The following is a 26,613-nucleotide window of genomic DNA, read 5'->3' as shown; positions in this document are numbered from 1 at the left end:
TTATCCAAACCGGGTCCCGTTGTATCCTCTGCCCCGCAATCTTCTTTTAACTAGAATCCAAGGATGCAGATGAAAAAGACCACACTGGCGACGCTCTCGCTGGCCATGCTGGGCGCCACCGGCGCAGCCCACGCACAAAACAGCGTTACGCTTTACGGTATCGTCGATACGGGCCTTACGTTCATTCACAACGACGGCGGCAACGGTAACTCGTACAGCATGTCGTCGGGCAACATGTCCGGCAACCGCTTCGGCCTGAAGGGCACAGAGGATCTGGGTGGTGGCCTGAAGACGATCTTCGTATTGGAAAACGGCTTCAACTCGACGAACGGCAAGCTCGGCCAGGGTAGCCGCATGTTCGGTCGCCAGGCGTACATCGGCCTGACGGGCGACACGTGGGGTACGGTCACGGCCGGCCGCCAGTACGATCCGCTGGTTGATCTGGTTCAGCCGGTTCAGGGCGACAACTGGCTCGGCGGCATCTTCAGCACGCCGGGTGACATCGACAACGCCGACAACAGCGCGCGCGTCAATAACTCGATCAAGTACACCTCGCCGGTCTGGGCTGGCTTTCAGTTCGAAGGTATGTACTCGCTGGGCGGTGTAGCAGGCGCTACCGGCTCGGGTCAGAGTTACGCCGGTGCGGCATCGTACAGCTTCGGTCAGATGAACCTGGCGGCAGGTTACTATCATCTGAGCAACGGCAACACTTTGGCCGCTCGCCTCGCTGGGACCACTACGTGGGATAGCCTGTTCAATACCTCAGTGAACGCGGCGTACCAGAGCGCTTCCTCGATCAACAATGCCCGTATCGGCGGCAACTACACGTTTGGCCCTGTGACGGCGGGTGGCTACTACAGCTACGCCGAATATACGGCTGACGGCCGCTCGTTGTTCACGCGGGCCCAGAAGTACAACACGGGTTCGGTGTACGCAATGTGGCAGGTTTCGGCGCCGCTGCAGGCAGAAGCGGGCTACACGTACATGCATTCGACCGGCAATTCGTCGGCGAAGTACAACCAGTTCGCTCTGGCCGCCGACTACCTGCTGAGCAAGCGTACGGACGTTTACGCACAGGTAGCCTACGCGCTTGCGTCTGGCACGGAAGACCCGGCGGGCGGCCAGGCTCAGGCTGTGATCGGTTCGGCCACCGGCGACTCGGGCAGCAACAAGCAAGCGCTCGTGACCGTGGGCATCCGCCACAAGTTCTGATCGATGTCAGCTTGACGAAAAGCCCGCTTCGGCGGGCTTTTTTATTGGTCGAGGCTTTCCAGCACGAGTGAAGGCAGAAGCGCCATTTCGACCGAACGGACTGAAGCGCAACGCAGGAATCGCGCAGCGCCTGACTAGTAGATCGTTGCATCAAAGTCGTTACATATTAAGCCACGCCGAGGTCGACCTTTTTCCAGCGGAAGACAACCGGTGAGGCATTGAATTCCTCGATGCCCCTCAGAATGCGCTCCTTCAGTTCATCGATCGATTTGACCCGGATGTGGCGAAGGAAAGTGCGGGCCATTTTGGAGAAGGTGCATTCGACCAGATTAAGCCAGGAGCCATGCTTGGGTGTGTGAACGTACTCGAAGCGCCCGGGGCGCGAGGCGAGATAGGCCATGGTCTGCCTGGAGATGTGGGCCGAATGGTTGTCCAGCACCACGCGGATGATGGCCTCGCTCGGATAGTACTCGTCCAGGCGCTTGAGCAGCGCGATGAACTCCACACTGCGGTGGCGGTCCTCGACGTTGGCGAAGATGTGACCCGAGTGCAAGTCGATTCCGGCGAGAATCGATACCGTGCCCCGACGCACATACTCGTAGTCGCGCCCGACGGTTGATGCCTTGCCCGGTACCGGGGGCAGATCCGGCGCGGTCAATCCGATCGCCTGAATACCCGGCTTCTCGTCGACGCTGACGGTATAGATGGGGTTGGGTCGCGCATCATGAACGGCGCCCTCCCGGTAGATCGAGACATCCCGGTAGACCATCAGGACTTCCTGCATCTTGCGGTCAAACTCCGGGTCCCGTTTTTCCAGGTAGTAGCGAATCTTGTGGGGCTTGATCTCGTTCTCGTTGAGGATGCGCCACACGGTGCTCTTGCCAGCGTTGGCCAGGCGAGCGAATCCAGCGGCCTCGGCTCCTTCAGATACAAACCGCGCCAGTGCGGAGATGCTCCACAACTCGGCCGCCAGGCCCTGATCCTTGGGCTTGGTGCACGCGATGCTCACCACCCAGGCTTTGGCTTCATCGCTGATCTCGGGTTCATGCGGCCGGTGGTACCTGTCTTTCAAACCCGCTTGCACACCTGCTGCCAGCGCCTTGTCAACGCTGCGATAGATCATCGGACGACTGAACCCGAGCTGGCGTTGCAGCTCCGTGATCGAAGTGCCCGCGGCGTAGCCCAACAGCACCTTCGCCCGTTCGACTTCGCGCGCGGGCGCTGTCCTCGATCCAGCAAGTTCCTTGAGCGTCGTCGTCTGCTCCGGTGTAAGCACCAGCGCCGCACGTTTGGACTTCCTCGCCATCGTCACCTCCGTCAAGAGTTGCGAACGAAACGAGGCTATTATCGCTTATTTAGTAACTGTATTGATGGAACGAACTACTAGCGTAGCCACCTGTCGCCGTCAGGATCAGCAGTCTTGTCAGCAAGAAACGTGTGACGTTTTTTCTCGCCTTGACGGCCTTCTACGTCAATCCGGCTGAAGAGGGGTGCAGTCGGGCGCTACGAGGTTGCCGACGAAACCTCACTACTGATCCCGACCAAAAAAAGCCGCGGGCAATAGCATCGTCTGAACCCGTCTCCATTGAGCGTAGTCGAACGATTGAAATTGCAGGGCGCTTCGTGTTCTGCAGGAAGGCACCGCTGCGGCGCGCTCACAAACCAGAGGGAAATCCGCTGATGAAACTCCGTCCTTTCGTCCTTCTGCTCACGACGGTCACGTTCGCCGCTCACGCTGGCGAGGCCGCCGACAGTCAGTGGCAAGCCAATCCCACCACCCTTTCGACGCTGCTGCAAGACGGTTACCGGATTGTCTCAGTGATTGGCGAACCCCACGGCAAGGCCGGCTCAGTCGAGACGTTCTACCTCCAGCGGGACCAGAGCGCGTTCAAGTGTGTCGAACAGCACGCGTTCGAGCCGAAACCGAGAACACCGACTGCACTTTTCGGATGCTTCGAGCTCGTCCAGCCCTATACGAAGTAGCCTGAGGCCAATGGTCCGGGGCTCACGCCTCGATCCTTCCCCGCGTCACACCCAGAAGACTCGCCATCGCATGTCGCGCAGCGTCCGCGTCGCGATCGCGGATCGCTTCGAACACCGCCGTGTGTTCGGCCAGCGACGCATTGAACACATCCGCCCGCTTCGCATTGAGCCTCAACTGGGCTTCGAGCGTGCGTTCGATCAACGTCCCAAGCGGAATCAGCAATTCGTTGCTGCACGCCGTTAATACATCGAGATGGAAGCGAAGATCCGCGCGCACCCATTCGTCGACATTTCGCGCCATCACCATTGCTGAATGGGCGGCCTCAAGCGAATCGAATGTTTCTTCAGTGTGGGATGAGGCGGCGAGCGCGGCGGCATAAGGCTCGATCATCTCGCGCATTTCCTGCAGCTTGAGCGCGAATTCCATAGGTGGCGCGACGCGCGAGTACCAGTCGAGCACATCAGCATCGAGCAGATTCCACGCACTTTTTGGCCGCACCCGGGTGCCCACCCGCGGACGCGATTCAATCAACCCTTTTGACGTCAGCGTCCGCAACGCCTCACGCAGCACCGTGCGGCTCACGCCAAACGTCTCCATCAACTCCGCCTCACGGGGGAGGATGGATTCGGGCGCGTAGTCGCCACGCAGGATGGACGTCGCGAGCAGATGGGCGACGCGCCCGTGCAGATCGTGCTGAATGGCTGTTCTCCACCACGCCTTGCGGCGCTATCTATTGTTCGAACGACCGCGATTATCCGGCATCCCGTCGGCGAACCGCCATGCTGGAAGCGGAACAATCTCCACCAATAGTACTATTAATAATACTTAAAGGCGATTTTGTTGTACGATGTGGCTCCCCGGATCCGGATCGATTCACGATCAGCCCGACGCGGCAATCAGGAGACTCTCGCCATGAAAATCACGAAGCTCGAAACCTTCATCGTCCCGCCACGCTGGTGTTTCCTGAAGATCACGACCGACGAAGGGATTGTCGGCTGGGGCGAGCCGGTGGTCGAAGGTCGTGCGCACACAGTTGCGGCAGCGGTCGATGAGCTTTCCGACTACCTGATCGGCAAGGACCCGTTGCTGATCGAAGATCACTGGCAGGTGATGTACCGCGCCGGCTTCTACCGCGGCGGCCCGATCACGATGAGCGCGATCGCCGGCGTCGACCAGGCGCTGTGGGACATCAAGGGCAAGCATCACGGCGTGCCGGTGCATGCGCTGCTCGGCGGCCAGGTGCGCGACCGCATCAAGGTGTATTCGTGGATCGGCGGCGATCGTCCGAGCGACGTCGCGAACAACGCCCGCGCGGTCGTCGAACGCGGCTTCAAGGCAGTCAAGATGAACGGCTCGGAAGAGCTACAGATCATCGACACCTTCGACAAGGTTCAGGGCGTCATCAACAACGTCGCGGCAGTGCGTGAAGCAGTCGGGCCGGACATCGGCATCGGCGTCGACTTCCACGGCCGCGTGCACAAGCCGATGGCAAAGGTGCTCGCGAAGGAACTCGACCCGTACAAGCTGCTTTTCATCGAGGAGCCGGTGCTATCGGAAAACGCCGAAGCACTGCGCGACATCGTCAACCAGACGAACACGCCCATCGCGCTGGGCGAACGCCTCTACTCGCGTTGGGACTTCAAGCACATTCTGGCGGGTGGCTACGTCGACATCATCCAGCCCGATGCGTCGCACGCGGGCGGCATCACAGAGTGCCGCAAGATCGCCTCGATGGCCGAAGCGTACGACGTCGCCCTCGCGCTGCACTGCCCGCTCGGCCCGATCGCGCTGGCCACCTGCCTGCAGATCGACGCTGTCAGCTACAACGCGTTCATCCAGGAGCAAAGCCTCGGCATTCACTACAACCAGGGCAACGACCTGCTCGACTACATCAAGAATCCGGAAGTCTTCAAATACGACGACGGCTTTGTGTCGATTCCGCAGGGTCCGGGTCTCGGCATCGAGGTCAACGAAGAAAAGGTGCGCGAGATGGCGAAGGTCGGCCATCGTTGGCGCAATCCGGTGTGGCGTCACGCGGACGGCAGCGTCGCGGAGTGGTAATCCCACCATGAGCGAAGACGCCGCCTGCGAGGCGACCTCTTCGCTTGAGGTTGCTGCTGCACCCGGCAGCCCCGCCTGCCTGGGCAAATCCCCTGAAGGTCGACGTGACGGCAGCGCCTCGTCGAACAAGGCGGTCGGATCGCCCGAGTTTCATTCTTGACACATGCCGGACTCCGACATTACGTGACGCGGCGTCGGAGCCGTTTCAGTTTCGTATCGTTCAAGGTGCATTTTGCTGAAGAACCATCGGTAACTGCGCGGCCATGGCCCGCCCACCTTTCGCGAAGCCTCACCGCACAAGGCTTTGCACATGACACTTGCACCCGCTGTCACTTCTGGCCCGCTCCTTGCGAGATCGCAGGCAAACGACAAAAGCTAGAGGCTGACATGGGTGAGTTTGTTCCGGACTATCTGATTCGCGAGCAGGCAGCGGTAGGCGCACTGGTCGTCTTCGGGGTGCTGCGGATCATTTTCGCGGCAGTCGCGTACGATCGCGGCTGGCAGATTTCCCTCGTCGAGAAATGCTTCATCGCCGCTGCAGCGCTGTACTGCGTGCCGCAGCTGTTCGAACTGCTGACGCACGTCTACGGCTCGCGCGCCGCGGCCGCCGAACTCGAAGGCAAGGTTGCCGGCGCCGCGATCGCACTCTTCTTTGCGCCGATCCTCGCCCATAAGTTGGGCTACGAGTAACGCCCCCTGTTCATCGATGAAACGCTCACGATGCTAACGCCCCCCATCAGAAATTACCGGACCGGCGAAGTCCTGACCTCGAATTTCAGCGACCGCCCGATGACGGCCACCTGGGTCGGTCCAGTAATGTTTGCTCCGGGAACCTGGCTGATCTGCCGTTAGACCGGCTGCGACGGCGAACTGCGCCAGGGGATGTTTTCGGAAGCGATGCTGAAGCGGGCGCACGACGCGCTCGCTTCCTGACGGGCATCGAGAACAGCTACGGAATCGCCGGCTCGCCGCCGGGTCGTCCGTATGTTTGTGCCGCAGAGGCTTGCCGTGCGACGCTTCGTGCGTGGGACGCGTCCCTGCGCCGGTCAGCCGAGGGCGGCGAACCCCGGAATGCTGTGCGCCAGCACCGCCGCCGCTACAAACACGCCAAGCATCGCAAGCGCTTCGAGATACAGCACGTTGGTGAACGTGTGCGCATCCATCGTCGAGGCGGTCCGGCGCAGGCGCGGCAGCGCCGACACGCGGTTGAGCCCCCCGAGCACGAGCGCCAGCGCGACCAGGATCAGCTTGAGCGTCAAAATGTGACCCCACGTGCTGACCTCGATCGCCTCGAACGAGCCGCCCGCGCCACGCGCCGCATTGAACGCACCTGTCAGCAACACGAACACGACCGCCACGAGTGACACGTTCGACAGCTGCCCCGCCGTGCGGATCATCACACCGCGCGCCGTCGAGGTACCGAGGGCCGGCACCACACCCAGGCCGCCCGCCAGCACGAGGCCGCCCCAGACGCTCGTCACAAGCACATGCAACGTGTGCATGCCGATCGCCGCCGACGCCGGACCCGCGTCAGCCGCATGCCCAAGCGAGGCCTTGCCGGCTGCGACCGCGATCACCGCGAGCCACAGCAAGGCATTGCGAAGCGTGCCCTGATGGCCGGCAAGCGAAGTCAGCAACAAGACCACCGCCCCCCCGAAGGCGAGGCTCCACGCATAGCCGACGTGCGTCTGCGACAGCACGGTCGGTACGATGCCGATCGCCTCCGGCAATCCCACGCCGCTCATCGAAGCGCTCTGGTACAGCAGCCAGACGACGTCGGCAAGCACGAGCACGGTCGCCCCCGTCACCAGCGACCGTTGCGCACGCAACCAGGCGGCGCGCGCCGGCGACACGGTCTGTATGCCATCTTTCGCGAGCCACGCGCCCAGCAGCGCCGAACCGACGGCAAACGCGAACGCGACGTTCGTGAGCGCGGCCATTGCGACCTGCCCGATCCACAGCCCGTCGACCCTCATTTCACGGTGAAGGCATAGTCGCCGTGGGTGCGATGGCCGTCGCTCGCCACCACATTCCAATGCACCGTGTAGCGCCCGGGCGCGAGCGTCTGAACCGCGAGATGCATGGTCTTTTTGTCCTGCGGGTCGACTTCCGAGGTACCGGCAACAGCCGCGCCGCTGTTCGCATCGGTCAGCGTGATCTTGCTGAATGCGGGTTCGAGGGGCTCACTGAAGTGAATCGTCACCTGGTTCGGTGCGCTGACGGTGGCGTTCGGCGCGGGCTCGCGCGAGGTCGGTAACGCATGGGCAAACGCGATGGACGAGAACGCGAGTGCGGTGGCGCACGCCGCCGCCACACGCGCAGCACGCGACGCGCGCGGCGAGAGACGGGAGGAATCGATTGGCTTCATGAATGGATTCGACAGGTCAGAAAATGAAAACGGAAAGGAACGCAGACGGCGCGGCAGTTAGCCGGCAAGACCGCGAGTGTACGCTTCGATTTGACTCGTGCGCGACGGTTCAACATGCCTGACAAAAGTCCGTCCGATGAGGGCACCGATTGCCTCTGCGTCAAACTGCCGCACGGACGTCTACTGATGGACCATGGACAACATGCCAAATGGTCACCATCACCCATCGATGATAGAATGCTGCGTCGCCGCAGCGCCGGCTGCCTTCAACACCGAGCCGTTCGAAGTTCGGTCTGGTCCCCGATTTTGATGGAGTTACGCGTGTCTTCAAGACGCATTTTCCGCCTATTGCTCGCCGTTCTATTGATCGGCAGTGCAGGCGTCTTCAGCGCTGCGAAAGCGCAGACCCAGCCGAAAGCCCCGGACACGATGGAAGCGCGCGTGCAAGGGTGTACGGCATGCCATGGCTCCCACGGTCAGGGCTCGGACAACGACTACTTCCCGCGTCTCGCTGGCAAGCCGGCTGACTATCTGTTCAACCAGCTCAAGAACTTCCGCGAAGGCCGCCGCAAGTACCCGCCGATGAACTACCTCGTCACGTATCTTTCGGACGACTATCTCCATCAGATCGCGACGTACTTCTCGCAACAGCGTCCGCCGTATCCGACGCCGGCAAAGCCGACCGTGCCAGCCTCGGTGGTCGAGCACGGCAAACAGATCGTCTTTAACGGCGATCCTTCGCGAAACATCCCGGCCTGCGCGGCCTGCCACGGCCAGAAGCTGACCGGCATGGAACCGGCGATTCCAGGTCTCGTGGGCCTGCATGCCGACTACATCAGCGCGCAGCTCGGCGCATGGCGTTCGGGTTCGCGCCATGCCATCGAGCCTGACTGCATGCACACCATCGCCACGCGCCTTACCGATGAAGACGTGAACGCCGTCGCTGTGTGGCTTTCCACGCAATCGGCACCGCAAAACCCCGTGCCGGCTCCAGCCCGCTCGATGAAGACTCCGCTTGCCTGCGGCAGCGAACCGCAATAAGGCACCGGGAGAGATATTCAAATGAAACGCAAGTCCCTGTTCGCACTTTCGGCAGTCGTCGTCGCGGCGGCTGCCGCGCTTGTTCCCGTCCTTTGGTCGGGCGGCGACAACCTGCACAACGGTTCGGCCGTCGCGGCAACGCCCGCTGATCAGGCCGCCCTGATCAAGAAGGGCGAGTACCTCGCCCGCGCCGGCGACTGTATTGCATGCCACACGGTGCGTGGCGGCAAGCAATTCGCCGGTGGTCTGCCGATGGCTACTCCGTTCGGCACGATGTTCACGCCGAACATCACGCCAGACGACGAATTCGGCATCGGCAAGTGGACCGCGGATGACTTCTACCGCGCGATGCACACGGGTCGCTCGAAGGACGGCAGCCTGTTGTACCCGGGCTTCCCGTTCACGAGCTACACGAAGGTCACCCGCGCCGATTCGGACGCAATCTATGCGTTCCTGCGCTCTGTGACGCCGGTGAACGTGCCGAGTCGTCCGCACGAACTGAAATTCCCGTTCAACAACCGCAACCTGCTGATCGGCTGGCGCACGCTCTTCTTCCGCGAAGGCGAGTTCAAGCCGGATCCGACCAAATCGGTCGAATGGAACCGCGGCGCTTACCTGGTCGAAGGCCTCGGCCACTGCGGCATGTGCCACACGTCGATCAACGCGATGGGTGGCCCGGTGAATTCGGCTGCATTTGCAGGCGGCCTGATTCCGCTGCAAAACTGGTTTGCGCCGTCGCTGACGTCGAACAGGGAAGCGGGTCTCGGCGACTGGGATCCGAAGGACATCGCCGATCTGCTGAAGACCGGTGTGTCGAATCGCGGCGCGGTGTTCGGTCCGATGGCTGAAGTCGTCCACAACAGCCTGCAGTACCTGTCGGACGAAGACATCCAGGCGATGGCCACGTACCTGAAGACGATTCCGCAAAAGAGCGAAGCACCGGAACACCTGCAGCTCGAGACTTCGGAACAGTTCGGTGGCGAACTGTTGAAGCAAGGTCAGAAGATCTACGCTGACAACTGCGCGAAGTGCCACGAAGCAAATGGTCTCGGCCGGCCGCCGCATTTCCCGCCGCTCGCGAACAACCAGTCGATCCAGATGCCATCGGCAGTCAACCCGATCCGCATGGTGCTCAACGGTGGTTATCCGCCGAGCACGGATGGCAACCCGTCGCCTTATGGCATGCCGCCGTTCGCGCAGGCGCTGTCGAATCAGGAAGTCGCTGCGGTTGTGACATACATTCGTATGTCGTGGGGCAACCACGGCACGGCGGTGTCGCCGCAACAGGTGAGCGATCTGCGTTCGGCGCCGCTCGATTAAGCGATGTCGGATGCACCGGGGCGCGGTCAGCGGAGCATCGCGGCCGCGCCCCTTGTTTTTTGGCCGGTGCCCGACGCGTGTAGCATGAGGGCGCGCGATGAGGCGCATGAGGCAGGCAGGAGAAAGAGCCGTGCATATCGGTGAGCGTTTCAACAGCGTGACCCACCTCGTCGGCACGGTGCTGTCGGTTGCGGGACTGGCGACGCTTGTGACGATGGGCGCGCTTGCCGGCGATCCGTACAAGGTCGTGAGCTTCGCGGTGTACGGCGCAATGCTGTTCGTGCTGTATGCTATCTCCACGCTTTATCACAGTGTTCGCAATCCGCGTCTCAAGGCGATCCTGCAGAAATGCGACCATTCGGCGATCTACCTGCTGATCGCCGGCAGCTATACGCCGTTCACGCTGGTCACGTTGCGTGGTCCGTGGGGCTGGTCGCTGTTTGGCGTGAGCTGGGGGCTTGCTGCCCTCGGTATCGTGCAGGAACTGACGCTCGGGCGACGCACCCGCAGCGTTTCGATGGTGCTGTATGTCCTGATGGGATGGCTCGCGCTCGTTGCCATTCGTCCGCTGGTGGAGGCATTGCCTCCTGCGGGCACCGCATGGCTCGTGGCCGGCGGCATCATCTACAGTGTCGGTATCTATTTCTTCATCAACGACGAGCGCATCCGGCATGGACATGGCATCTGGCACCTGTTCGTGCTGGCCGGCAGTCTGTGTCAATTCGTCAGTGTTGCGCGCTATGTCGCGTGACATTCCACGACGGCGAAATGCAACTTAACGCCAGTCAACGTGTCTTGATAGCGCGTTGATGCATTCGGTGCGCCTGCGAGCGTACCGCCGATTTCCCGGCGATCAGCCTCCGCCTCAGTCCGGCTTCGGCGCTGAGACATTAGTCGCGCCTCCTGGCTGCACAGGCGCGGGTCGCCACATCTGCATTTGCAAAGAGTATCTATGTCTTTTGATTCCCTCGGCTTGTCCGAACCGCTGGTCCGTGCTGTTCACGAACTGGGCTACACCTCCCCTACACCTATCCAGACCCAGGCGATTCCTGCCGTCCTTAACGGCGGCGACCTGCTCGCCGGCGCGCAGACCGGAACCGGCAAGACCGCCGGCTTCACGCTGCCGATCCTGCAGCGCCTGACGACGATGCAACCCGTCAACAACGCATCGGGCAAGCGCGCGGTGCGTGCGCTGATCCTCACGCCGACGCGCGAACTCGCGGCGCAGGTCGAGGAAAGCGTGCGCCAGTATGGCAAATACCTGAAGTTGAAGTCGACCGTGATGTTCGGCGGCGTCGGCATCAATCCGCAGATCGATGCGTTAAGGCGCGGCGTCGATATCGTCGTCGCGACCCCTGGCCGTCTGCTCGATCACATGCAGCAGAAGACGATCGATCTGTCGCAACTCGACATTCTCGTGCTCGATGAAGCCGACCGCATGCTCGACATGGGCTTCATTCACGACATCAAGCGCGTGCTCGCGAAGCTGCCGCCGAAGCGCCAGAACCTGCTCTTCTCGGCCACCTTCTCCGACGAAATCAAGACGCTTGCCGACAATCTGCTCGACGCGCCGGCGCTGATCGAAGTGGCTCGTCGCAACACGACGGCGGAATCGGTTGCGCAGAAGATTCACCCGGTCGATCGCGACAAGAAGCGCGAACTGCTCACGCACCTGATCCGCCGGCACAACTGGTTCCAGGTGCTGGTGTTCACGCGCACGAAGCATGGCGCGAACCGCCTCGCCGAACAGCTGACAAAGGACGGCATCAGCGCGCTCGCGATTCACGGCAACAAGAGCCAGTCGGCGCGTACGCGCGCGCTGGCTGAGTTCAAGGACGCCACGCTGCAGGTGCTGGTTGCCACCGATATCGCCGCGCGCGGCATCGACATCGACCAGTTGCCGCATGTCGTCAACTTCGACCTGCCGAATGTGCCGGAAGACTATGTGCACCGTATCGGCCGCACGGGCCGCGCCGGTGCAACGGGCGAGGCGGTGTCGCTGGTTTGCGTCGACGAACTGCAACTGCTGAAGGACATCGAGAAGCTCATCAAGCGGCCAGTGCCTCAGGAAGTGATCGCAGGCTTCGAGCCTGATCCGGACGCCAAGCCGGAACCGATCCTGCGGCGCGGTCAGGGCGGCGGTGGCGGTCGTCAGCCGCGTCAAGGTCAAGGCGCACCGAAGCGTGAGGGCGCGGCGCAGCCGCGTTCCGGTTCGCGCAGCGGCACGTCGCAACAGCAACCGCAGACGAGGCCTCAAGCCGCGAAGCCCGGTAGTAGCGGGCAAGCTCAGGTACGCAAGGACAACCCCCGTCACGAAACGACCCGTCACCACGACAAGCCGCGTGCCGCCACGCACGAGGCCGGCGCCGCTAACCGCGCACCGCGCAAGCCGCAAGGTGGCGGCCCCGGCGCGCTGCTGGGCGGCAAGCCCCGCGGCGACGCGCCGCGTAGCGCACATCCGCCGCGCAACGGCGGCCAACGGGGTCGCTGAGCACAACGGCAACCCAACCGCGCTCGAGCGCGGATGGACTATCTAACGGCCGGGCACTGCTCCGGCCGCCTTCTTCAGGTGCTCGATCTGTTGTTTCCATCGATTGAGCACCGTCTCCCCCTCCCCTTCAAGCTCGAACGTAATGCCGCCAGTCAGGCGCGCATAACGCACGCGCCGCGCCTCGCCTGTATCGATCGAACCGGCGAAGCACGCAAGGCCGACTCCGGCATCAGGCAAACGCTGGATGTCCAGCTGCACCTGATAGAACGCATCGTCGAAAACGAATGTGAGCGCCGCCCGTCCGCCACGAGCCAGCGCTCGCGCCGCCCGCGACTGCGGCCACAGCGCGATACACACCGTTCGCGAATCAGGCGCATACAGCTCACCGACGCCAACGAGCGATGTCCGTAAATGGCCATTCGCATCGAGCGTCACAAGCGATGCCGTAAAGCCGGTCTTCGTTTCGAGCGACGTGCCGTCGAATGCCGCACGCAGCTGAGGTGGCCATTCGTCGAAGACGTCCTGTTCGAGTGCTCTCTCGCGATCAGATGAAGCTGTCATCGCATCGCTCCGGTCAGTAGTCGAAAAAGAATGGCCCGCGCAGGCGGGCCATCGGGTCATTGTCGCGGTATCCGGGACAGACTGCGCAACGCCTGCGAAGGATCAGCGAAAGAACACGTGTTGCGTGATCTTCGCGAGCGGGTAGTGCACGCCCGGTTGAATCTTCGCAGGCAGATCCAGTGGCTTCAGCAGCATCTTCACACACATGTCCGCCGACAGGTTGCGACGCACGAGAGTATTGATGCGCGCCGCGCGTTCGCGGTTGTAGACCGGATCGTTCACGCGTTCAGGATAGCGGATCGCGAATACATGACGCAGCGCGATCTCCGAATCCTCGTTCTTGATTTCCATCACGCGGCGCATCAGTGCGCCTAGCACGGCCAGACGGCCGTTGCCCTCGATCTTGTTGTACTTCTTGAAGTATTTGAAAAAATGCTTGTAGTGACGGACTTCGTCAGTGCGGATGTTGTCTGTGATCTGCTTGAGCACAGGCTCATCGGAACACTCGCCGATCGCCCGATACAGCGTCGCCGTACCTGTTTCGACCACACAGCGCGCCACCATTTCAAGCGCACGCGTCTTTTCGAAGTCCTCGACCGAACAGGTTTTTGAATACTCTTCAAAGAAGTTTTGAAAGGCCGTATCCCAGTCGAATTCCGGCCACACGTGAGCAATATAGGCCTTTAGTGCCCGGCCATGCTGCATTTCTTCGGGCTCCCATTCATTGTTGAGCCACGCTGAAACTTCGGGGTCGCCGTTGAAAAACGTGCTGAGATTGCTGGTGTAAAGGTCGGTGCCGCTTTCGATGAACGACGCCGCACACAGCAGCAATAGCAGATCTTCATTGACGACCGCGCGCTGCCGGTCGATGCGGCTGAGATCAATATCTTCGATCCGCCAGGGCATCACGTGCATGGAGGCTTTTTGCATTGTGTCGTGCTCCCAAAGCCATATCGACGAATGGAGCATGCCTGAGCGCGTGTGCCTGGCCCGGCTGCCCACCGTTGTCAGATAGAGCGCCTTGAAATATTTAACCTTCTATCCTGCATCTTAGCTGGTGTTCCAGAAACGTGCAGATACCACAGCACAGACCGTGCCCGCACCAGCCAGTTCCGTTCATGGCTAGGGAAAGCACGCAGACCATGACAAGGCGCAAGCGCAAGAAAAATGCAGGCAGCCCGTAGAGGCTGCCTGCGGGTGGGACACCATGTATCGCGCGGTCTTATCCAGGCAGCAATGTCCGCTTCATTACGTCCGCTTACACGCTGCGCGGACGGCGCATTCGCATCGCAACGATCGCGAGCGATACGCCCGACAACACCGCAGCAATCAACACATAGTAGCTCGGTGCGACGCCGGCACGGGTCCCGAGTAAGCCGCCCTGAAGATGCCTGCGGTGCCCTGCAGCAACAACAGCCCGCCAATCGTCGGATGACTCTGCAGCAACGCGAACATCGGATAGATCAAATGCCGATTAAGACCGACGTTGTCAGCATGATGCGGATGCGGCCGATGCGATCCGACAACGCACCCATCACCGGCGACAGCAGAAATTGCAGGCCACTGTTGAGCACGACCACGCCGAACGTCGCGGCCACCGGCATATGCAACTGCTTCACGGCATACATCGGCATGTGGAGCTGGAGCATATACCCGCCGACTGTCGATTGCGCGACTATACCGATGGCGAGTATCAGATTCAGCCACTGGTTGCTGAACGATACGCCCGGGTCATTGGCCTTGCCTGCGCCCACCTTCGCACGTTCCTGTTTGCGTGCCGATGGCAAGCAGCGTCGACAGCCACTCGTCTTGCATCGGGAAGAACTGCCGGGCGATGATGGTCGCGAAATATGATCGTGTGGCCCCTCTCTTCAAGCACACGCGCGGTGTTTCGATCGAGCGTCGCCTCGATGTCGATCGTGATGTCGCGGTTCACCTTCCAGCGCGGCGCATCGCACGCGGCCTGCGGCTGCCGCCCGTAGTCAAGCATCCGCACCACCGACTGCGGGGGCCTTGCGGCTGCATGTCGCCGCCCATCACGACGAAGCTCACCACTTGCCTCCTGCCGCCCCTCGACCTGCTGCTTGAGGAACGCCGGAACGATCGTATGGAACAGCCGCTTGCCGCCTTCGACGACGTTCGGCGACTGCGGATCCATCGAGAACAAGCAGGAATCGATCGGCTCCAACGCGACGTCCCGCGTCGTCGGCTGAGAACCCGGCTGGAGGTCTTACAATACGACCACCCCAACACTCGCCTGCCTGAGGCGTCCCGGCGCCGCGCGCCAATCGATCCATAAAACCATGACCCGAGATCCCCGCCTGACCCTGAACGCACGTCAACAGGAATTGCTCGAATGGGTGCAACGCGACGGCTTCGTTACCGTCGACGATCTCGCCGCGCATTTCGACGTGACGCCGCAGACGATCCGGCGCGATGTGAACTGGCTCGCGGACATGAATCTGCTACGCCGCTATCACGGCGGCGCGAGCTTGCCGACCAGCTCCGAAAACGTCTCGTACACCGCTCGGCAAAGGATGTTTCACGACGAGAAGCGTCGTATCGCTGCGTTAGTGGCCACTCACATTCCTGAACAGGCTTCGCTTTTCATCAATCTCGGCACCACAACCGAAGAAGTCGCACGCGCGCTCAACCGCCATCGGGGGCTGCGGGTGATCACGAACAACCTGAACGTCGCCAGCATGATGAGCGGCTATCCGGACAGCGAGGTGCTCGTAACTGGTGGGATCGTGCGCCCGTGGGACAAGGGGATCGTAGGTGAACTCGCGATCGATTTCATCCGCCAGTTCAAAGTCGATTTCGCGATCATCGGCACGTCGAGCATTGAGACGGACGGCACGCTGCGCGACTTCGACACCCGCGAAGTGCGCGTCGCCGAGGCGATCATCGAGCATGCACGCACCGTCTTCCTCGCCGCCGATCACTCGAAATTCGGCCGCCCTGCACTTGTCCGCCAGGGGCATCTGAACCAGATCGACGCACTCTTCACCGACGCCGCCCCGCCCGCCGACATGGCCGAAACCCTCGCGACAGCGGCTACGCAGGTCTATATCGCCGACTGATCGACCCGCCCAATGTCATAGCACCGGGCACGCGTATTGCGTTTGCTGCACCGCACGCAAAACTTCGAGTGAAATCAAGGATCTGGCGCGCGGTGCTAACCGCCTCTCGAGAGTCCGTATGTCAAATGGAAAATTTTCGGGGGACGGTTTGGGGTTCTGTGTGCGGTTGACTACACTGCAGGTCCCGACGTCCGTATCGTGCCGCGTCGGCCAGGACTGTTTCAGTGACGTCCAGCCCAGCCAGCAATCCACGCTGGTTCACGGTCCGGAGCACAGTTCGCGTTCGTTGACATGGAGAGAACGATGCTGAGTCCGCATGAATTCGCCACGTTGTTGCTCGTGAAAGACTCCCCCAACCAGGCCGACATGGAGCGCGGCGAACTCGACGCCCTGCTCGAGCGCCAGCTTGTACAACTCGAAAAACTTGCCTCGGGCCTCCAGCAGTGGCGCCTTACCGAGGTCGGCGATTCAGCCCTCAGAGCCATCAAACGGTTTTCATAGTCAGGCCGGAACAGTCCCGGTCGACGTCCGGTACGCGGCGTGCGGTTCACGCACGCCCATACCACCCGCGCTCTGCTCGATTCCGTTAGCCAGAACGCAAGGTAGGATCCACCGCTGCGCGCCAGCTCAACGCCGTCACGCGCTGGGTGTTGAAGAATGTCACCCACTGATTGCGCATCTGCGGATCGCTGCTCCTGCCCAGCTTCACATACTGCTGCGCCATGGCAGCCTGGAAAGCACAGAACTCCTCGTTCGATATCCTCCCGCGCCGGTTTGCGACATGCGCATCGAATAGCACCGTATAGACGGATTGCGCGTCTTCACCATAGTCGACTCGCTGCGCGCCGCACATCTCCTGCAGCGCCGCAAACGAACGCGTGCCCGTCGTTCCAGTAAGACTCGGTGTGCTCACGCACCCCACGAGAAACGCCGCGGCACCAATCATCAAAAGTCCACGCATTTTTCACCTCTCGATAGCCCGTGACATGAGTATCGTCTGCTAGCGTAGCCCGTGTCACCTCGTCCGATCGGCCAGCCGAGGTCTGAACTTTACTTTTTCGAATATGTTCATTAGAGTTCGAAAACGAACATTATCAGTTCGAGGTATTTTCCTTCAGTCTTCAGGGGACACAGCAGGTGACACAAGGCGCGAGATACGATTTACTCGTCGTGGGCGGCGGGATCAACGGTGCCGGTATCGCCCGCGATGCCGCCGGGCGCGGCCTTTCCGTGTTGCTGTGCGAGCAGGACGATCTCGCGTCGCACACGTCGTCGGCCAGCACGAAACTGATTCACGGCGGCCTGCGCTATCTCGAGTACCGCGAGTTCGGTCTCGTGCGCAAGGCACTGCAGGAGCGCGAGACACTGCTGCGCGCCGCACCGCACATCATGTGGCCGCTGCGCTTCGTGATGCCGCACATGCCGAACCTGCGGCCCGCGTGGCTGATCCGGGCCGGCCTGTTTCTTTACGATCACCTCGCGCGACGCGAACTGCTGCCAGGCTCGCGCGGTATCGACATGCGCCGCCATCCGGCCGGCGCGCCGCTCATCGATTCGATCAGGCGAGGCTTCGTCTACTCGGACGGCTGGGTCGACGATGCGCGCCTCGTCGTGCTGAACGCACTCGACGCAAGCGAACGTGGCGCGGCGATCCTGACGCGCACGAAACTCGTGAATGCAGTGCGGGCGGGCGGCGAATGGCAGGCGCGGCTCGAATCAGCGGACGGCAGGGTCATCGACGTGCGCGCCGGCGCGATCGCCAACGCCGCCGGCCCGTGGGTCAGCGAACTGCTGCAGGGTGCGCTGGGGCGAGGCGCGACGCACTCCGTACGGCTCGTGAAGGGAAGCCACATCGTCACGCGGCGCCTCTTCGAGCACGATCACGCGTACATCTTCCAGAACCCGGACAAGCGGATCATCTTCGCGATCCCCTACGAACACGACTACACGCTGATCGGCACGACCGACATCGAGTACCGCGGCGATCCGGCGAAGGTAGCGATCAATGAGGACGAAACGCAGTACCTGTGCGATTCGATCAACCGCTACTTCAGGCAGAAGATCACGCCGCGCGACGTGCGCTGGACCTATTCCGGCGTGCGGCCGCTGCTCGAGGAAGAAGGCGCGGACAACCCGTCGGCAGTCACACGCGACTACCGGCTCGAACTCGACGCGCCAGCGGGCGAAGCGCCGCTGCTGTCGGTGTTCGGTGGCAAGATCACGACCTTTCGCAAGCTGGCTGAAGAAGCCGTCGACATACTTGCCCGCGCGCTCGCCCTGTCGGCGCCTGCGTGGACCGCAGGCGCTTCGCTGCCCGGCGGTGACATCGCGAACGCGAATTTCGAACGCTTCGCCGCGCAGTTCCAGCAACAGCATGCATGGCTGCCACCGGAGCTTGCGCGCCGCTATGCCCGGTCCTATGGGACGCGCGCGACACAGATCACAGGTGCTGCGCGCTCGGTGGCCGACCTCGGGCAGGCTTTCGCGCCCGGAATTTACGAGGCCGAACTGCGTTATCTTCGCGATACAGAATGGGCCTGCACCGCGTACGACGTCCTGTGGCGCCGCTCAAAACTTGGCTTGCATCTCGCCGAGCCAGGCATGCGCGAAGCAGTGAGTTGCGACATCGACGCATGGTTCGAACACGAGTCCGTCACGCCCGACGCCTAAGGCCCGCGCGACTTACCCAGCGACAGGCGGCGCCTCGCGTGCCTGACGTCGCACCGTTACGGGACGATGGCCGGATCGCGATCGTTGCGGCATGCTGTAGGCAACGCCATTCACTCGCCTGTCGCTGAACCAGCGTCCCGGCGAGTCACGACGAACATGGAGAAGAGACACATGCAGGACCAGTACATCCTCGCGCTCGATCAAGGGACAACGAGTTCCCGCGCGATGCTGTTCGACCGTCACGGTAGTGTGGTGTCGATGGCGCAGAAGGAGTTCGAGCAGATTTATCCGCGGCCGGGCTGGGTCGAACACGATCCGCAGGAGATCTGGTCGACCCAGGCCGGCGTCGCCGCCGAAGCGGTCACGCGGGCCGGCTTGAACGGCACGTCCATCGCGGCAATCGGCATCACGAACCAGCGCGAAACCACAGTCGTCTGGGATCGAGAAACCGGGCACCCGATCTACAACGCAATCGTCTGGCAGGACCGCCGCACGGCGGACTTCTGCGACCAGCTGAAAGCACAGGGCCTTGAAGCGAAAGTGCGCGCGAAAACCGGTCTGCCGATCGACTCCTACTTCTCGGCCACGAAAATCCGCTGGATCCTCGATAACGTCGAAGGCGCCCGCGAAAAGGCGCGCCAGGGCAAGCTCGCATTCGGCACGGTCGACAGCTGGCTCGTGTGGAACTTCACGCGGCACGGCCTGCATGTCACCGACGTCACGAACGCATCGCGCACCATGCTCTTCAACATCCATACGCTGCAATGGGATGACGAACTGCTCGATGCGCTCGATATCCCACGCAGCATGCTGCCTGAAGTGCGCCCTTCCTCGGAAGTGTACGGACCGACCAAAACCACGGTATTCGCCTCGACCATTCCGCTCGCGGGCATCGCGGGCGACCAGCACGCGGCGCTCTTCGGCCAGATGTGCACGCAGTCGGGCATGGTGAAGAACACCTATGGCACCGGCTGTTTCCTCGTGATGAACACCGGCGACGAACCGATCGAGTCGAAGAACAACCTGATCACGACCATCGCCTGGCAGCTTGGCGACCAGATCAACTACGCGCTCGAAGGCAGCATTTTCATCGCGGGGGCGGTCGTGCAATGGCTGCGCGACGGGCTCGGCATCATCCACAGCGCAGCGGAAATCGAATCGCTTGCGCGCGGCGTGCCGCATTGCGATGGCGTCTATCTCGTGCCTGCGTTTGCCGGGCTCGGCGCGCCGCACTGGAATGCGCGCGCACGCGGCACACTGTTCGGCGTCACGCGCGGAACCACGTCCGCGCATATTGCACGCGCAGCGCTCGATTCGATCGCGTACCAGTCGGTCGATGTGCTGCGGGCAATGGAAGCGGACTCGGGCATACGGGTCGGCGAACTGCGCGTCGACGGCGGCGCCTGCGCGAATAACCTGCTCATGCAGTTCCAGGCCGATATTCTTGGCGTCGACGCAGTGCGTCCGAAGATCAGCGAAACGACGGCGCTCGGCGCGGCCTATCTGGCCGGTCTTGCGGTCGGCTACTGGAAGGATGTCGACGAACTCAGGAGCCAGTGGAAGCTCGATCACCGCTTCTCGCCCGCAATGCAAGCGAACGAGGTGGAAGGATGCCTCGACGGGTGGCATCGCGCGGTGCGCGCCGCCAAAGCCTGGGCCGATGATGCGACGGCGCATTGAACGAAAGCGCGGCGAGCGTATGAAGTAACGCCGCAGCCCATTGCCAGGTGCGGCTCGCAAAAGCACGTATCATGGCGCAATCAAAACCTTGTCTGTCTCCGGATACCGGCGAGGTTCGCCAACCTGCCCTGCGTTCCTGTTTTCTGCATGCTCGACCATCTTATCTGTGACTGCGACGGTGTCCTCGTCGACAGTGAAGTCATCGCCGACCACGTCCTGCTCGATACGCTTTCGACCACTTTCCCTGGCATCGATTTCCAGCCCGTCGTGAAGACGGCGTTCGGCCAGCAGACCTCGCGCTTTCTCGAAGGCGTCCAATCCCGTTTCAATGTGATGCTGCCGGCGGATTTCCTCGAGACCGTCGAGCACAACGTCGAGCTTGCGCTCGCCTCGTCGCTCAGCGCGGTTCATGGCGTGCGCGAGGCGCTACAACGCGTCGCGCTGCCGGCGGCGGTCGTGTCGAACAGCCGGATGACGCGTGTCACGGCATCGGTGCGGCGCGCGGGTCTGACGGAGATTTTTGCTGGGCGCATCTTCAGCGCCGAGCAGGTCGCGCGGCCGAAGCCTTATCCCGATGTGTATCTGCTGGCAGCCCAGCAGCTTGGCGTCGAGCCGACGCGTTGCCTCGTCGTCGAGGACAGCATCGCGGGGCTGAATGCCGCGCGTGCGGCAGGCATGAAGACGATCGCGTTCGTCGGCGCAAGCCATATCCCCGATGGTTACGCGGACGTGCTGCGCAACATGGGCATCTCGCGGATCATGGAACACATGGACGAACTGCCCGCGCTCGTCGAGGCGGGCCTGCGTGGAGAATTCTGCGACGTGCAGTCGTAGTGCTTGCATCGCCGCTGTCGCCGCCGTCATCTGAGTTTCGATAAAGCCGGGCGCGACGGCGTTGATCGTGATGCGCCACTCGCGCAGCCGCGGCGCCAGAGAAGGCCCGAGTGCAGCAGCGCGATCCCGGCGTCTTCAGGTAACGAGGCATCAAGATCGAGCCTGCCGCGCTACTCTCCCAACCTGCTCAGTGCCGCGGGCTTGCGTCGACCGTATAACGCGAGCGCCCCCGTGAAAACTCGACGGCTCCTTTATGTCGGAAGCCGTCTCGTCCCTTTATGTCCGCAGATGACAAGCGGACCGTTCGACGTCGGCCAACCCCCATTGAGTGTTGCGCAGAACACAAAACAATTGGCGAAATCGCGCAATTGAACCATGTAGATGTTGGCCGGCGCGAGTGCTATGCAAGGAGGAAGGAGCGCCGCCTGGCCGAGCCAGAGAAGCGCCGCCCGACGCCGCAATGCGGGCGGAAAGGCACGTTCCCCTGATTAAAAGAGCCTTCGCGGGGCGCGCCGCCCTTCCCCAAACATCGGTGACACGGACCCGCGCGCATCGTCGTGCGCGAGCCTGTGACGGTTCACGCCGCGTCTGTGCAGTACTCACGCGCCGCAGCGAGCGCTTCACGAAACTCGACCAGTTCCGCGATCGTCAGCATCGGCAGCTTGTGCTGCTCGGCAAAGCGCTCCACATCCGCGCCGCGCGTCATCGTGCCGTCCGGATTCATCAGCTCGCACAGCACGCCAGCCGGCTTCAGCCCCGCCAGAATCGCCAGATCGACGGTGCCTTCCGTATGGCCGCGGCGCGCAAGCACGCCACCCGGCATCGCCCGCAACGGGAACACGTGGCCCGGACGCACGATGTCGGCCGCCTTCGCGTTGTCGGCAATCGCAGCGCGGATCGTCGTCACGCGGTCGGCAGCCGATACGCCTGTCGATACGCCCTCGCGCGCCTCGATCGACACCGTGAACGCCGTGCCATGACGGCTTTCGTTGTTGACCGCCATCGGCGGCAGTTCGAGCGCGCGGATCGTCTCGTCGGGCAGACACAGACACACGATGCCGCTGCATTCGCGGATCAGGAGCGCCATGGTCTCGTTGCTGAGACGCTCGGCGGAGACAATCAGGTCGGCTTCGTTCTCGCGGTCGTGATCGTCCTGCAGGACGACAGCGCGGCCGTCGCGCATCGCCTGCAGCGCAGCGGCGATACGGGGCGGGACAGCTTCGGTGGCAAGCAGCGGGAGATCGGCGAACGCACTTTCAACGAACGTGGCCGGTGCGGGAAAAGTTGTAAAGGACATGTGAAACGCTCATCGCAAAAGTTGGGCGAAAAACGTTTCAGGGCATTGCAAACAGACAGAACCACGCGCCTCGCTCGCCAACATCCGCGCTAACCGCAGACCGGGCAAGAAGACACGTCCACACGCCGCCTCGAACCACGGGCAGCACGCATGGGATGGACCATGACTATCTGCACATCTTCTTCCATCCGGACTATGACCGTCGGCTCTGGCATCGCACCAGATCTGCTGACCCCGCTACCACGTACCGCGCGGGCGCTCGCGGGCTCGCTGGCCAGACTGCATGGCCTGCATACCGCCGGTGGGGAATTGCACCCCGCCCTGAAGACGCACTGATTGCCGGCTCGAACCGGCGGGCAAAGCATACAACAGCCGCGCCAATCATGCAGCACGGCGACTTCGATCAGACCATCGCCTCGTGTAGCGACGTGGCACTCAGGACACCGTGTGGCGCGCACTGTCGTGCGGCGCCACATCCCAGCGCGGCGGCGCCTCCGCGTTCAGCGTCACGCGGAACGCCCGCGCCTCGGTATCACCGGGATTGCGCAGACTATGCGGCTGGTCGGCATCGAAGACGATCGCGTCGCCCGTCGCAAGCAGCTGCCGCCGATCGTGCACGCTGACTTCGAGCGTCCCTTCGCTGACGACGAGATTCACCGTCGTCCCGGGCGCGCGGCGCGTTCCCGCTTCGGTATGCAGCGGCGCAATGCGCAACTCGTGGAACTCGGCCGCCGCCCGCTCCGCGTCCGGATACAGCGAGCGTGCCGTATACCGCCCGTTCGAACTGACGAGACGCGTCGCCCGATCGGCAGGCAGATGCTCGAAACCGTTGACCGCATGGCGTCGCAAAAACGCCGCCACCGAGACCTTCAGCGCCGCTGCGACCTTACAGAGCACCTTGATCGACGGCACGCTGCGCCCGGACTCGATCTGCGCGAGCATCGCCCGCGACACGCCGGAGGCACGCGCCAGCGCGTCGAGCGATAGCTGGCGCTCCGCGCGCAGCCGGGCGAGATTCACGCCGACGAGATGTTCCAGCGCGTCCAGCGCTTCAGGGGAAAAATCTGCGGCGCCCGGGCCGTCGGGCGAATCAGTCGCGGGATCACGAACCAAAGCAAGCGGGGAATGCATGGTTGCCTCCAGGAGCGCCGCCGGAAGGCGGGCGAGCATGAGTGGAGGCAAGACTAGCATTCGTTTTCGCCACGCCCAACGAAGTTATCTTCACACTGTTATCACCATCGTGGAGGGCGCCTGGTGGATTGCTTGTGCGCTTTTGTCATATCCGCTGCGGCACGATCGACGGCGCGTCGAGGCGGGCCGCAAACCACGTCAGCAACAGCGCGACGACCGCGACGGCGGCTGCCACCCACGGCAGCATGTCGAGCGCGTAGCCGTGGCCGATGACGAGGCCGCCGAGCCAGGCGCCCCCTGCATTGCCGACGTTGAATGCGCCGATGTTGAGCGTCGACGCGAGATTCGGCGCCGCCGTCGCCTTCTCGACGACCCGCATCTGCAGCGGCGGCACCGTCGCGAACGCCGCGATGCCCCAGACGAATACCGTCACCGCCGCGGCGATCTGCGAATGGCTGGTCTTCGCGAAGATCGCCATCACGACGGCCAGCGCAACCAGAATGCCCATCAGCGAGGGCATCAGCGCGCGGTCCGCGAGCTTGCCGCCGATCGTGTTGCCGACCGTCAGGCCCACACCGAAGATCACGAGGATCAGCGTCACGCCGCGCGGCGTGAAGCCGCTCACCTGTTCGAGGATCGGCGCGATGTAGGTGAACACGACGAACACGCCGCCGAAACCGAGAACCGTCATCGCGAGCGCAAGCCACACCTGCGGCTCTTTCAGCACGCGCACTTCGTGGCCCAAGCCCGTCGGCCCGGAATCATGCCGGTTCGGAACCAGTGCCGCCACCCCGCCAAGCGACAGCACACCGAGGCCGGCGACGATCCAGAACGCCATCCGCCAGCCGAATTCCTGTCCGATGAACGTGCCGAACGGCACGCCGAGCACATTTGCGAGCGTCAGCCCGGTGAACATCAGCGCGATCGCACTGGCGCGCTTTTCCTGCGGCACGAGCGAGGCCGCGACCACCGCACCGATGCCGAAGAACGAGCCGTGCGCAAACGACGTCACGACGCGCGCCATCATCAGCAGCGTGTAGTTCCCCGCCACCGCACAGAGCACATTGCCCACGATGAACACGACCATCAACAGTTGCAGCGCGACCTTGCGGGGCATCTTGCTGGTCACCACGGCGAGGAGCGGCGCACCGACCGCCACGCCGAGCGCATAACCGCTGACCAGCAAACCTGCGGACGGCAACGACACCGCCAGATCCTGCGCGACCTGGGGCAGCAACCCCATGATCACGAACTCGGTGGTGCCGATGGCGAACGCGCTGATCGCCAGCGCCAGTAACGGAATGGGCATAGGAAGCTCCAGAGTCAGGTTTGCGCGCCGCGCGAGGCCATCACAAATTCGATGACAACGCCCGCGCCGGGCGCGACGAAGAGTTGCGTTTCGCCCGACAGCGGCACGTCGGCGAGCTGATACGGCACATCGGCAGCCTGCAGCCGTTCCCGCAGCGCGAGCCATTCGGCGGGGGTCTCGATCCGGAACGCGATGTGATCGATGCGCGGCACGGCACGGCCCGCGTGGCCCGGCACGGTCGAGTCGAGCAGATGGATCACCGGTCGATCGTTGCTGCACAGCCAGTAACCGGCGACCCCGAACGGCGGCCGCCAGCCCTCCGTCAGGCCGACGACGTCGACGAAAAACCGTCGTGCGCCTTCCAGATCGGGGGTAACGATCGTCGCGCGATCGAGGTTCATGGAACAACGGCCTCCGGCCATAAAACGCTTTCAGAGGAGCGCATTGTCCCGGCGACGCGTCAATTTGAGAATTGGCGTAGCATTTGAATCATTATCAAATTATTTTGAAAGATCGATGGACAATCTTGGGGATATCCGTCTCTTCGTCGAAGCGGCGCAGCTGGGCAGCCTGTCGGCTGCCGGGCGCAAGCTCGGCCTGACACCGGCCGCCGCGAGCGCGCGCCTGACCAAGCTCGAAACCGGCCTGCGCGCCCGCCTCTTCGAGCGCACCACGCGCCGGCTGCGGCTCACCGACGAGGGCCGGCTGTACCTGAACTGCTGCCGTCAGGCGCTGCAATCGCTCGACGACGCCGAAGCCGCCCTGCACGCCGGGCAGAACGTCGTGCGCGGCAAGGTGCGTATTTCCGCGACTTCTGACTTCGGCCGCAATCTGCTGATGCACTGGCTCGACGCGTTCAACGAGCAGTACCCGGAGGTGACGTTCGCACTGACGCTGTCCGATTCGCTGTCGAACCTGCTGCAGGACGATATCGATCTCGCGATCCGCTTTGGCTCGCCGCCCGACAGTTCGCTCGTCGCCCGGCCGCTTGCGCCGAACCGTCGCGTGCTGTGCGCGTCGCCCGACTATGTCGCGAAACATGGCCAACCGAAAGACCCGCATGATCTGGCACGCTTTGACTGCATCGTGCTGGGAACGGCTTCGGGCCCGATCAACGAATGGCGCTTCACGCGCGGCGATGAAGTCCAGCACTACACGGTCCCGCTCGATACGGCCCGCGAAACCAACGACGGCGCGATTGCCCGCGAATGGGCGCTGCGCGGCTACGGAATCGTCGTGAAGTCGATGTGGGACGTCGAGGCTGACCTGCGCGACGACGGTCTGCGCATCCTTCTGCCGGAGTGGCGCTATCCGGATGCGCCGCTGCACGCGCTCTATCATCGCAACCGATTCATGGCGCCGCGTGTGAGGGCGCTGCTCGACTTCCTGAGCGTGCGTTTCACGCAGGTTTCGGACGAACTGGAAGCATTGCTCGGCCTGCCGTCAGCAGGCCCGGCGGGCAAAACCATACGCGGCAAAGGGCTATAATAATGGGCTACCGTATGTGAGTCGCCCGCCTGTGAAAAGCGGCCCGGCGTCCCACATGATTTTCCGTATCCCCCTTTTTACTG

General features: G+C 62.7%; 27 protein-coding genes, 2 pseudogenes and 1 riboswitch. Of the genes and pseudogenes, 16 read left to right on the top strand and 13 right to left on the bottom strand.

All coding sequences use genetic code 11. The features are described from left to right. Window positions 1-69: 69 nt before the first annotated feature. Window positions 70-1,212 carry a porin gene (locus B0G77_RS09070; RefSeq protein WP_133661837.1) on the top strand — a complete coding sequence of 381 codons (1,143 nt, stop codon included), beginning with the start codon at window positions 70-72 and terminating at the stop codon, window positions 1,210-1,212. Window positions 1,213-1,378: 166 nt separating this feature from the next. Here the strand turns inward: B0G77_RS09070 and B0G77_RS09065 are convergent, their stop codons facing one another. Continuing rightward, complete coding sequence (locus tag B0G77_RS09065; RefSeq protein ID WP_133660551.1) at window positions 1,379-2,518, bottom strand: IS630 family transposase; 1,140 nt, start codon at window positions 2,516-2,518, stop codon at window positions 1,379-1,381. A gap of 374 nt (window positions 2,519-2,892) precedes the next feature. Between B0G77_RS09065 and B0G77_RS09060 the strand changes: the two genes are divergently transcribed. After that, window positions 2,893-3,195 carry a hypothetical protein gene (locus B0G77_RS09060; RefSeq protein WP_133661836.1) on the top strand — a complete coding sequence of 101 codons (303 nt, stop codon included), beginning with the start codon at window positions 2,893-2,895 and terminating at the stop codon, window positions 3,193-3,195. Window positions 3,196-3,217: 22 nt separating this feature from the next. Here B0G77_RS09060 and B0G77_RS09055 read toward each other — a convergent pair whose 3' ends face one another. Next, complete coding sequence (locus B0G77_RS09055) at window positions 3,218-3,895, bottom strand: FadR/GntR family transcriptional regulator (RefSeq protein WP_133661835.1); 678 nt, start codon at window positions 3,893-3,895, stop codon at window positions 3,218-3,220. A gap of 213 nt (window positions 3,896-4,108) precedes the next feature. Between B0G77_RS09055 and dgoD the strand changes: the two genes are divergently transcribed. From dgoD to B0G77_RS45235, 4 genes are all read left to right on the top strand, one after another. Beyond that, window positions 4,109-5,257, top strand: coding sequence for a galactonate dehydratase (dgoD, locus tag B0G77_RS09050; RefSeq protein ID WP_133661834.1), 1,149 nt, complete (start codon window positions 4,109-4,111; stop codon window positions 5,255-5,257). A 7-nt stretch (window positions 5,258-5,264) separates the two neighbouring features. Next, window positions 5,265-5,417 carry a hypothetical protein gene (locus B0G77_RS43100; RefSeq protein WP_166656126.1) on the top strand — a complete coding sequence of 51 codons (153 nt, stop codon included), beginning with the start codon at window positions 5,265-5,267 and terminating at the stop codon, window positions 5,415-5,417. A gap of 227 nt (window positions 5,418-5,644) precedes the next feature. Further along, complete coding sequence (locus B0G77_RS09045; protein ID WP_133661833.1) at window positions 5,645-5,947, top strand: hypothetical protein; 303 nt, start codon at window positions 5,645-5,647, stop codon at window positions 5,945-5,947. A 30-nt stretch (window positions 5,948-5,977) separates the two neighbouring features. Continuing rightward, on the top strand, window positions 5,978-6,109 hold the full coding sequence (locus B0G77_RS45235) for a DUF2158 domain-containing protein (protein ID WP_279571292.1): 132 nt from the start codon (window positions 5,978-5,980) through the stop codon (window positions 6,107-6,109). Between the two features lie 194 nt (window positions 6,110-6,303). Here B0G77_RS45235 and B0G77_RS09035 read toward each other — a convergent pair whose 3' ends face one another. Both B0G77_RS09035 and copC read right to left on the bottom strand, forming a co-directional pair. Next, the gene (locus B0G77_RS09035; RefSeq protein WP_133661832.1) at window positions 6,304-7,233 is read right to left on the bottom strand and encodes a CopD family protein; all 930 of its coding nucleotides are present in this window, start codon (window positions 7,231-7,233) and stop codon (window positions 6,304-6,306) included. Continuing rightward, complete coding sequence (gene copC / locus B0G77_RS09030; RefSeq protein ID WP_133661831.1) at window positions 7,230-7,625, bottom strand: copper homeostasis periplasmic binding protein CopC; 396 nt, start codon at window positions 7,623-7,625, stop codon at window positions 7,230-7,232. The genes B0G77_RS09035 and copC overlap by 4 nt, the downstream gene beginning before the upstream one ends. Window positions 7,626-7,934: 309 nt before the next feature. Between copC and B0G77_RS09025 the strand changes: the two genes are divergently transcribed. The 4 genes from B0G77_RS09025 to B0G77_RS09010 all read left to right on the top strand — a co-directional run bounded on the left by B0G77_RS09025 (window position 7,935) and on the right by B0G77_RS09010 (window position 12,477). Continuing rightward, complete coding sequence (locus tag B0G77_RS09025; protein WP_133661830.1) at window positions 7,935-8,666, top strand: c-type cytochrome; 732 nt, start codon at window positions 7,935-7,937, stop codon at window positions 8,664-8,666. Window positions 8,667-8,687: 21 nt separating this feature from the next. Then, window positions 8,688-9,986, top strand: coding sequence for a cytochrome c (locus tag B0G77_RS09020; RefSeq protein ID WP_133661829.1), 1,299 nt, complete (start codon window positions 8,688-8,690; stop codon window positions 9,984-9,986). A 130-nt stretch (window positions 9,987-10,116) separates the two neighbouring features. Further along, a complete protein-coding gene (locus tag B0G77_RS09015; RefSeq protein ID WP_133661828.1) occupies window positions 10,117-10,737 on the top strand; it encodes a hemolysin III family protein in 621 nt (206 codons plus the stop codon). A gap of 201 nt (window positions 10,738-10,938) precedes the next feature. Continuing rightward, complete coding sequence (locus B0G77_RS09010; RefSeq protein ID WP_133661827.1) at window positions 10,939-12,477, top strand: DEAD/DEAH box helicase; 1,539 nt, start codon at window positions 10,939-10,941, stop codon at window positions 12,475-12,477. A 42-nt stretch (window positions 12,478-12,519) separates the two neighbouring features. On the opposite strand, the gene B0G77_RS09005 is transcribed toward B0G77_RS09010, so the two are convergent. From B0G77_RS09005 to B0G77_RS08990, 4 genes and pseudogenes are all read right to left on the bottom strand, one after another. Continuing rightward, window positions 12,520-13,038 (bottom strand): hypothetical protein, encoded by a 519-nt coding sequence (locus B0G77_RS09005; RefSeq protein ID WP_133661826.1) that lies wholly within the window; start codon window positions 13,036-13,038, stop codon window positions 12,520-12,522. A gap of 102 nt (window positions 13,039-13,140) precedes the next feature. Next, window positions 13,141-13,944 carry a ferritin-like domain-containing protein gene (locus B0G77_RS09000; protein ID WP_133664079.1) on the bottom strand — a complete coding sequence of 268 codons (804 nt, stop codon included), beginning with the start codon at window positions 13,942-13,944 and terminating at the stop codon, window positions 13,141-13,143. Between the two features lie 352 nt (window positions 13,945-14,296). Next, window positions 14,297-14,759: pseudogene (locus tag B0G77_RS08995) on the bottom strand (MFS transporter); the annotation flags it as partial. Window positions 14,760-14,890: 131 nt separating this feature from the next. After that, window positions 14,891-15,202 (bottom strand): annotated as a pseudogene (locus B0G77_RS08990) (gamma-glutamyltransferase); the annotation flags it as partial. Window positions 15,203-15,341: 139 nt separating this feature from the next. Between B0G77_RS08990 and B0G77_RS08985 the strand changes: the two are divergent. After that, window positions 15,342-16,121 carry a DeoR/GlpR family DNA-binding transcription regulator gene (locus B0G77_RS08985; protein ID WP_133661824.1) on the top strand — a complete coding sequence of 260 codons (780 nt, stop codon included), beginning with the start codon at window positions 15,342-15,344 and terminating at the stop codon, window positions 16,119-16,121. A gap of 303 nt (window positions 16,122-16,424) precedes the next feature. Further along, window positions 16,425-16,622 (top strand): hypothetical protein, encoded by a 198-nt coding sequence (locus B0G77_RS08980; protein ID WP_166656125.1) that lies wholly within the window; start codon window positions 16,425-16,427, stop codon window positions 16,620-16,622. Between the two features lie 85 nt (window positions 16,623-16,707). On the opposite strand, the gene B0G77_RS08975 is transcribed toward B0G77_RS08980, so the two are convergent. Continuing rightward, the gene (locus B0G77_RS08975; RefSeq protein ID WP_208116410.1) at window positions 16,708-17,082 is read right to left on the bottom strand and encodes a hypothetical protein; all 375 of its coding nucleotides are present in this window, start codon (window positions 17,080-17,082) and stop codon (window positions 16,708-16,710) included. Window positions 17,083-17,258: 176 nt separating this feature from the next. On the opposite strand from B0G77_RS08975, the gene glpD reads away from it, so the two are divergent. From glpD to B0G77_RS08960, 3 genes are all read left to right on the top strand, one after another. After that, on the top strand, window positions 17,259-18,791 hold the full coding sequence (glpD, locus tag B0G77_RS08970) for a glycerol-3-phosphate dehydrogenase (RefSeq protein ID WP_133661822.1): 1,533 nt from the start codon (window positions 17,259-17,261) through the stop codon (window positions 18,789-18,791). 171 nt (window positions 18,792-18,962) lie between these two features. Further along, window positions 18,963-20,471 carry a glycerol kinase GlpK gene (glpK, locus tag B0G77_RS08965; protein WP_133664077.1) on the top strand — a complete coding sequence of 503 codons (1,509 nt, stop codon included), beginning with the start codon at window positions 18,963-18,965 and terminating at the stop codon, window positions 20,469-20,471. 147 nt (window positions 20,472-20,618) lie between these two features. Further along, window positions 20,619-21,305, top strand: coding sequence for an HAD family hydrolase (locus B0G77_RS08960; RefSeq protein ID WP_133661821.1), 687 nt, complete (start codon window positions 20,619-20,621; stop codon window positions 21,303-21,305). Between the two features lie 577 nt (window positions 21,306-21,882). Here B0G77_RS08960 and ribB read toward each other — a convergent pair. The 4 genes from ribB to B0G77_RS08935 all read right to left on the bottom strand — a co-directional run bounded on the left by ribB (window position 21,883) and on the right by B0G77_RS08935 (window position 25,443). Then, complete coding sequence (gene ribB, locus B0G77_RS08950; RefSeq protein ID WP_133661820.1) at window positions 21,883-22,602, bottom strand: 3,4-dihydroxy-2-butanone-4-phosphate synthase; 720 nt, start codon at window positions 22,600-22,602, stop codon at window positions 21,883-21,885. A gap of 172 nt (window positions 22,603-22,774) precedes the next feature. Next, window positions 22,775-22,935, bottom strand: a riboswitch (FMN riboswitch). Between the two features lie 102 nt (window positions 22,936-23,037). Further along, window positions 23,038-23,733 (bottom strand): XRE family transcriptional regulator, encoded by a 696-nt coding sequence (locus B0G77_RS08945; RefSeq protein ID WP_133661819.1) that lies wholly within the window; start codon window positions 23,731-23,733, stop codon window positions 23,038-23,040. Window positions 23,734-23,878: 145 nt separating this feature from the next. Beyond that, window positions 23,879-25,042, bottom strand: a complete 1,164-nt coding sequence (locus B0G77_RS08940) for an MFS transporter (protein WP_133661818.1) — start codon at window positions 25,040-25,042, stop codon at window positions 23,879-23,881. Window positions 25,043-25,056: 14 nt separating this feature from the next. Further along, window positions 25,057-25,443: a VOC family protein gene (locus B0G77_RS08935; RefSeq protein ID WP_133661817.1), complete on the bottom strand. Its 387-nt coding sequence runs from the start codon at window positions 25,441-25,443 to the stop codon at window positions 25,057-25,059. Window positions 25,444-25,558: 115 nt separating this feature from the next. Here B0G77_RS08935 and B0G77_RS08930 point away from each other — a divergent pair, with 115 nt between their 5' ends. Next, a complete protein-coding gene (locus tag B0G77_RS08930) occupies window positions 25,559-26,530 on the top strand; it encodes a LysR family transcriptional regulator (RefSeq protein WP_133661816.1) in 972 nt (323 codons plus the stop codon). Window positions 26,531-26,613: the final 83 nt, after the last annotated feature.

Source organism: Paraburkholderia sp. BL10I2N1, assembly GCF_004361815.1.
In the GTDB taxonomy this organism is placed as follows: domain Bacteria; phylum Pseudomonadota; class Gammaproteobacteria; order Burkholderiales; family Burkholderiaceae; genus Paraburkholderia.
The sequence above is the reverse complement of the archived record's forward strand: the minus strand, read 5'-3'. Positions and strand labels throughout refer to the sequence as shown.

Excerpts from the sequence above, each read along its gene's own strand:
- B0G77_RS09070 (WP_133661837.1), top strand. The coding sequence starts at position 70 with ATGAAAAAGACCACACTGGCGACGCTCTCGCTGGCCATGCTGGGCGCC.
- B0G77_RS09065 (WP_133660551.1), bottom strand. The coding sequence starts at position 2,518 with ATGGCGAGGAAGTCCAAACGTGCGGCGCTGGTGCTTACACCGGAGCAG.
- B0G77_RS09060 (WP_133661836.1), top strand. The coding sequence starts at position 2,893 with ATGAAACTCCGTCCTTTCGTCCTTCTGCTCACGACGGTCACGTTCGCC.
- dgoD (WP_133661834.1), top strand. The coding sequence starts at position 4,109 with ATGAAAATCACGAAGCTCGAAACCTTCATCGTCCCGCCACGCTGGTGT.
- B0G77_RS43100 (WP_166656126.1), top strand. The coding sequence starts at position 5,265 with ATGAGCGAAGACGCCGCCTGCGAGGCGACCTCTTCGCTTGAGGTTGCT.
- B0G77_RS09045 (WP_133661833.1), top strand. The coding sequence starts at position 5,645 with ATGGGTGAGTTTGTTCCGGACTATCTGATTCGCGAGCAGGCAGCGGTA.
- B0G77_RS45235 (WP_279571292.1), top strand. The coding sequence starts at position 5,978 with ATGCTAACGCCCCCCATCAGAAATTACCGGACCGGCGAAGTCCTGACC.
- B0G77_RS09035 (WP_133661832.1), bottom strand. The coding sequence starts at position 7,233 with ATGAGGGTCGACGGGCTGTGGATCGGGCAGGTCGCAATGGCCGCGCTC.
- copC (WP_133661831.1), bottom strand. The coding sequence starts at position 7,625 with ATGAAGCCAATCGATTCCTCCCGTCTCTCGCCGCGCGCGTCGCGTGCT.
- B0G77_RS09025 (WP_133661830.1), top strand. The coding sequence starts at position 7,935 with ATGGAGTTACGCGTGTCTTCAAGACGCATTTTCCGCCTATTGCTCGCC.
- B0G77_RS09020 (WP_133661829.1), top strand. The coding sequence starts at position 8,688 with ATGAAACGCAAGTCCCTGTTCGCACTTTCGGCAGTCGTCGTCGCGGCG.
- B0G77_RS09010 (WP_133661827.1), top strand. The coding sequence starts at position 10,939 with ATGTCTTTTGATTCCCTCGGCTTGTCCGAACCGCTGGTCCGTGCTGTT.
- B0G77_RS09005 (WP_133661826.1), bottom strand. The coding sequence starts at position 13,038 with ATGACAGCTTCATCTGATCGCGAGAGAGCACTCGAACAGGACGTCTTC.
- B0G77_RS09000 (WP_133664079.1), bottom strand. The coding sequence starts at position 13,944 with ATGCCCTGGCGGATCGAAGATATTGATCTCAGCCGCATCGACCGGCAG.
- B0G77_RS08985 (WP_133661824.1), top strand. The coding sequence starts at position 15,342 with ATGACCCGAGATCCCCGCCTGACCCTGAACGCACGTCAACAGGAATTG.
- B0G77_RS08980 (WP_166656125.1), top strand. The coding sequence starts at position 16,425 with ATGCTGAGTCCGCATGAATTCGCCACGTTGTTGCTCGTGAAAGACTCC.
- B0G77_RS08975 (WP_208116410.1), bottom strand. The coding sequence starts at position 17,082 with ATGCGTGGACTTTTGATGATTGGTGCCGCGGCGTTTCTCGTGGGGTGC.
- glpK (WP_133664077.1), top strand. The coding sequence starts at position 18,963 with ATGCAGGACCAGTACATCCTCGCGCTCGATCAAGGGACAACGAGTTCC.
- B0G77_RS08960 (WP_133661821.1), top strand. The coding sequence starts at position 20,619 with ATGCTCGACCATCTTATCTGTGACTGCGACGGTGTCCTCGTCGACAGT.
- ribB (WP_133661820.1), bottom strand. The coding sequence starts at position 22,602 with ATGTCCTTTACAACTTTTCCCGCACCGGCCACGTTCGTTGAAAGTGCG.
- B0G77_RS08945 (WP_133661819.1), bottom strand. The coding sequence starts at position 23,733 with ATGCATTCCCCGCTTGCTTTGGTTCGTGATCCCGCGACTGATTCGCCC.
- B0G77_RS08940 (WP_133661818.1), bottom strand. The coding sequence starts at position 25,042 with ATGCCCATTCCGTTACTGGCGCTGGCGATCAGCGCGTTCGCCATCGGC.
- B0G77_RS08935 (WP_133661817.1), bottom strand. The coding sequence starts at position 25,443 with ATGAACCTCGATCGCGCGACGATCGTTACCCCCGATCTGGAAGGCGCA.
- B0G77_RS08930 (WP_133661816.1), top strand. The coding sequence starts at position 25,559 with ATGGACAATCTTGGGGATATCCGTCTCTTCGTCGAAGCGGCGCAGCTG.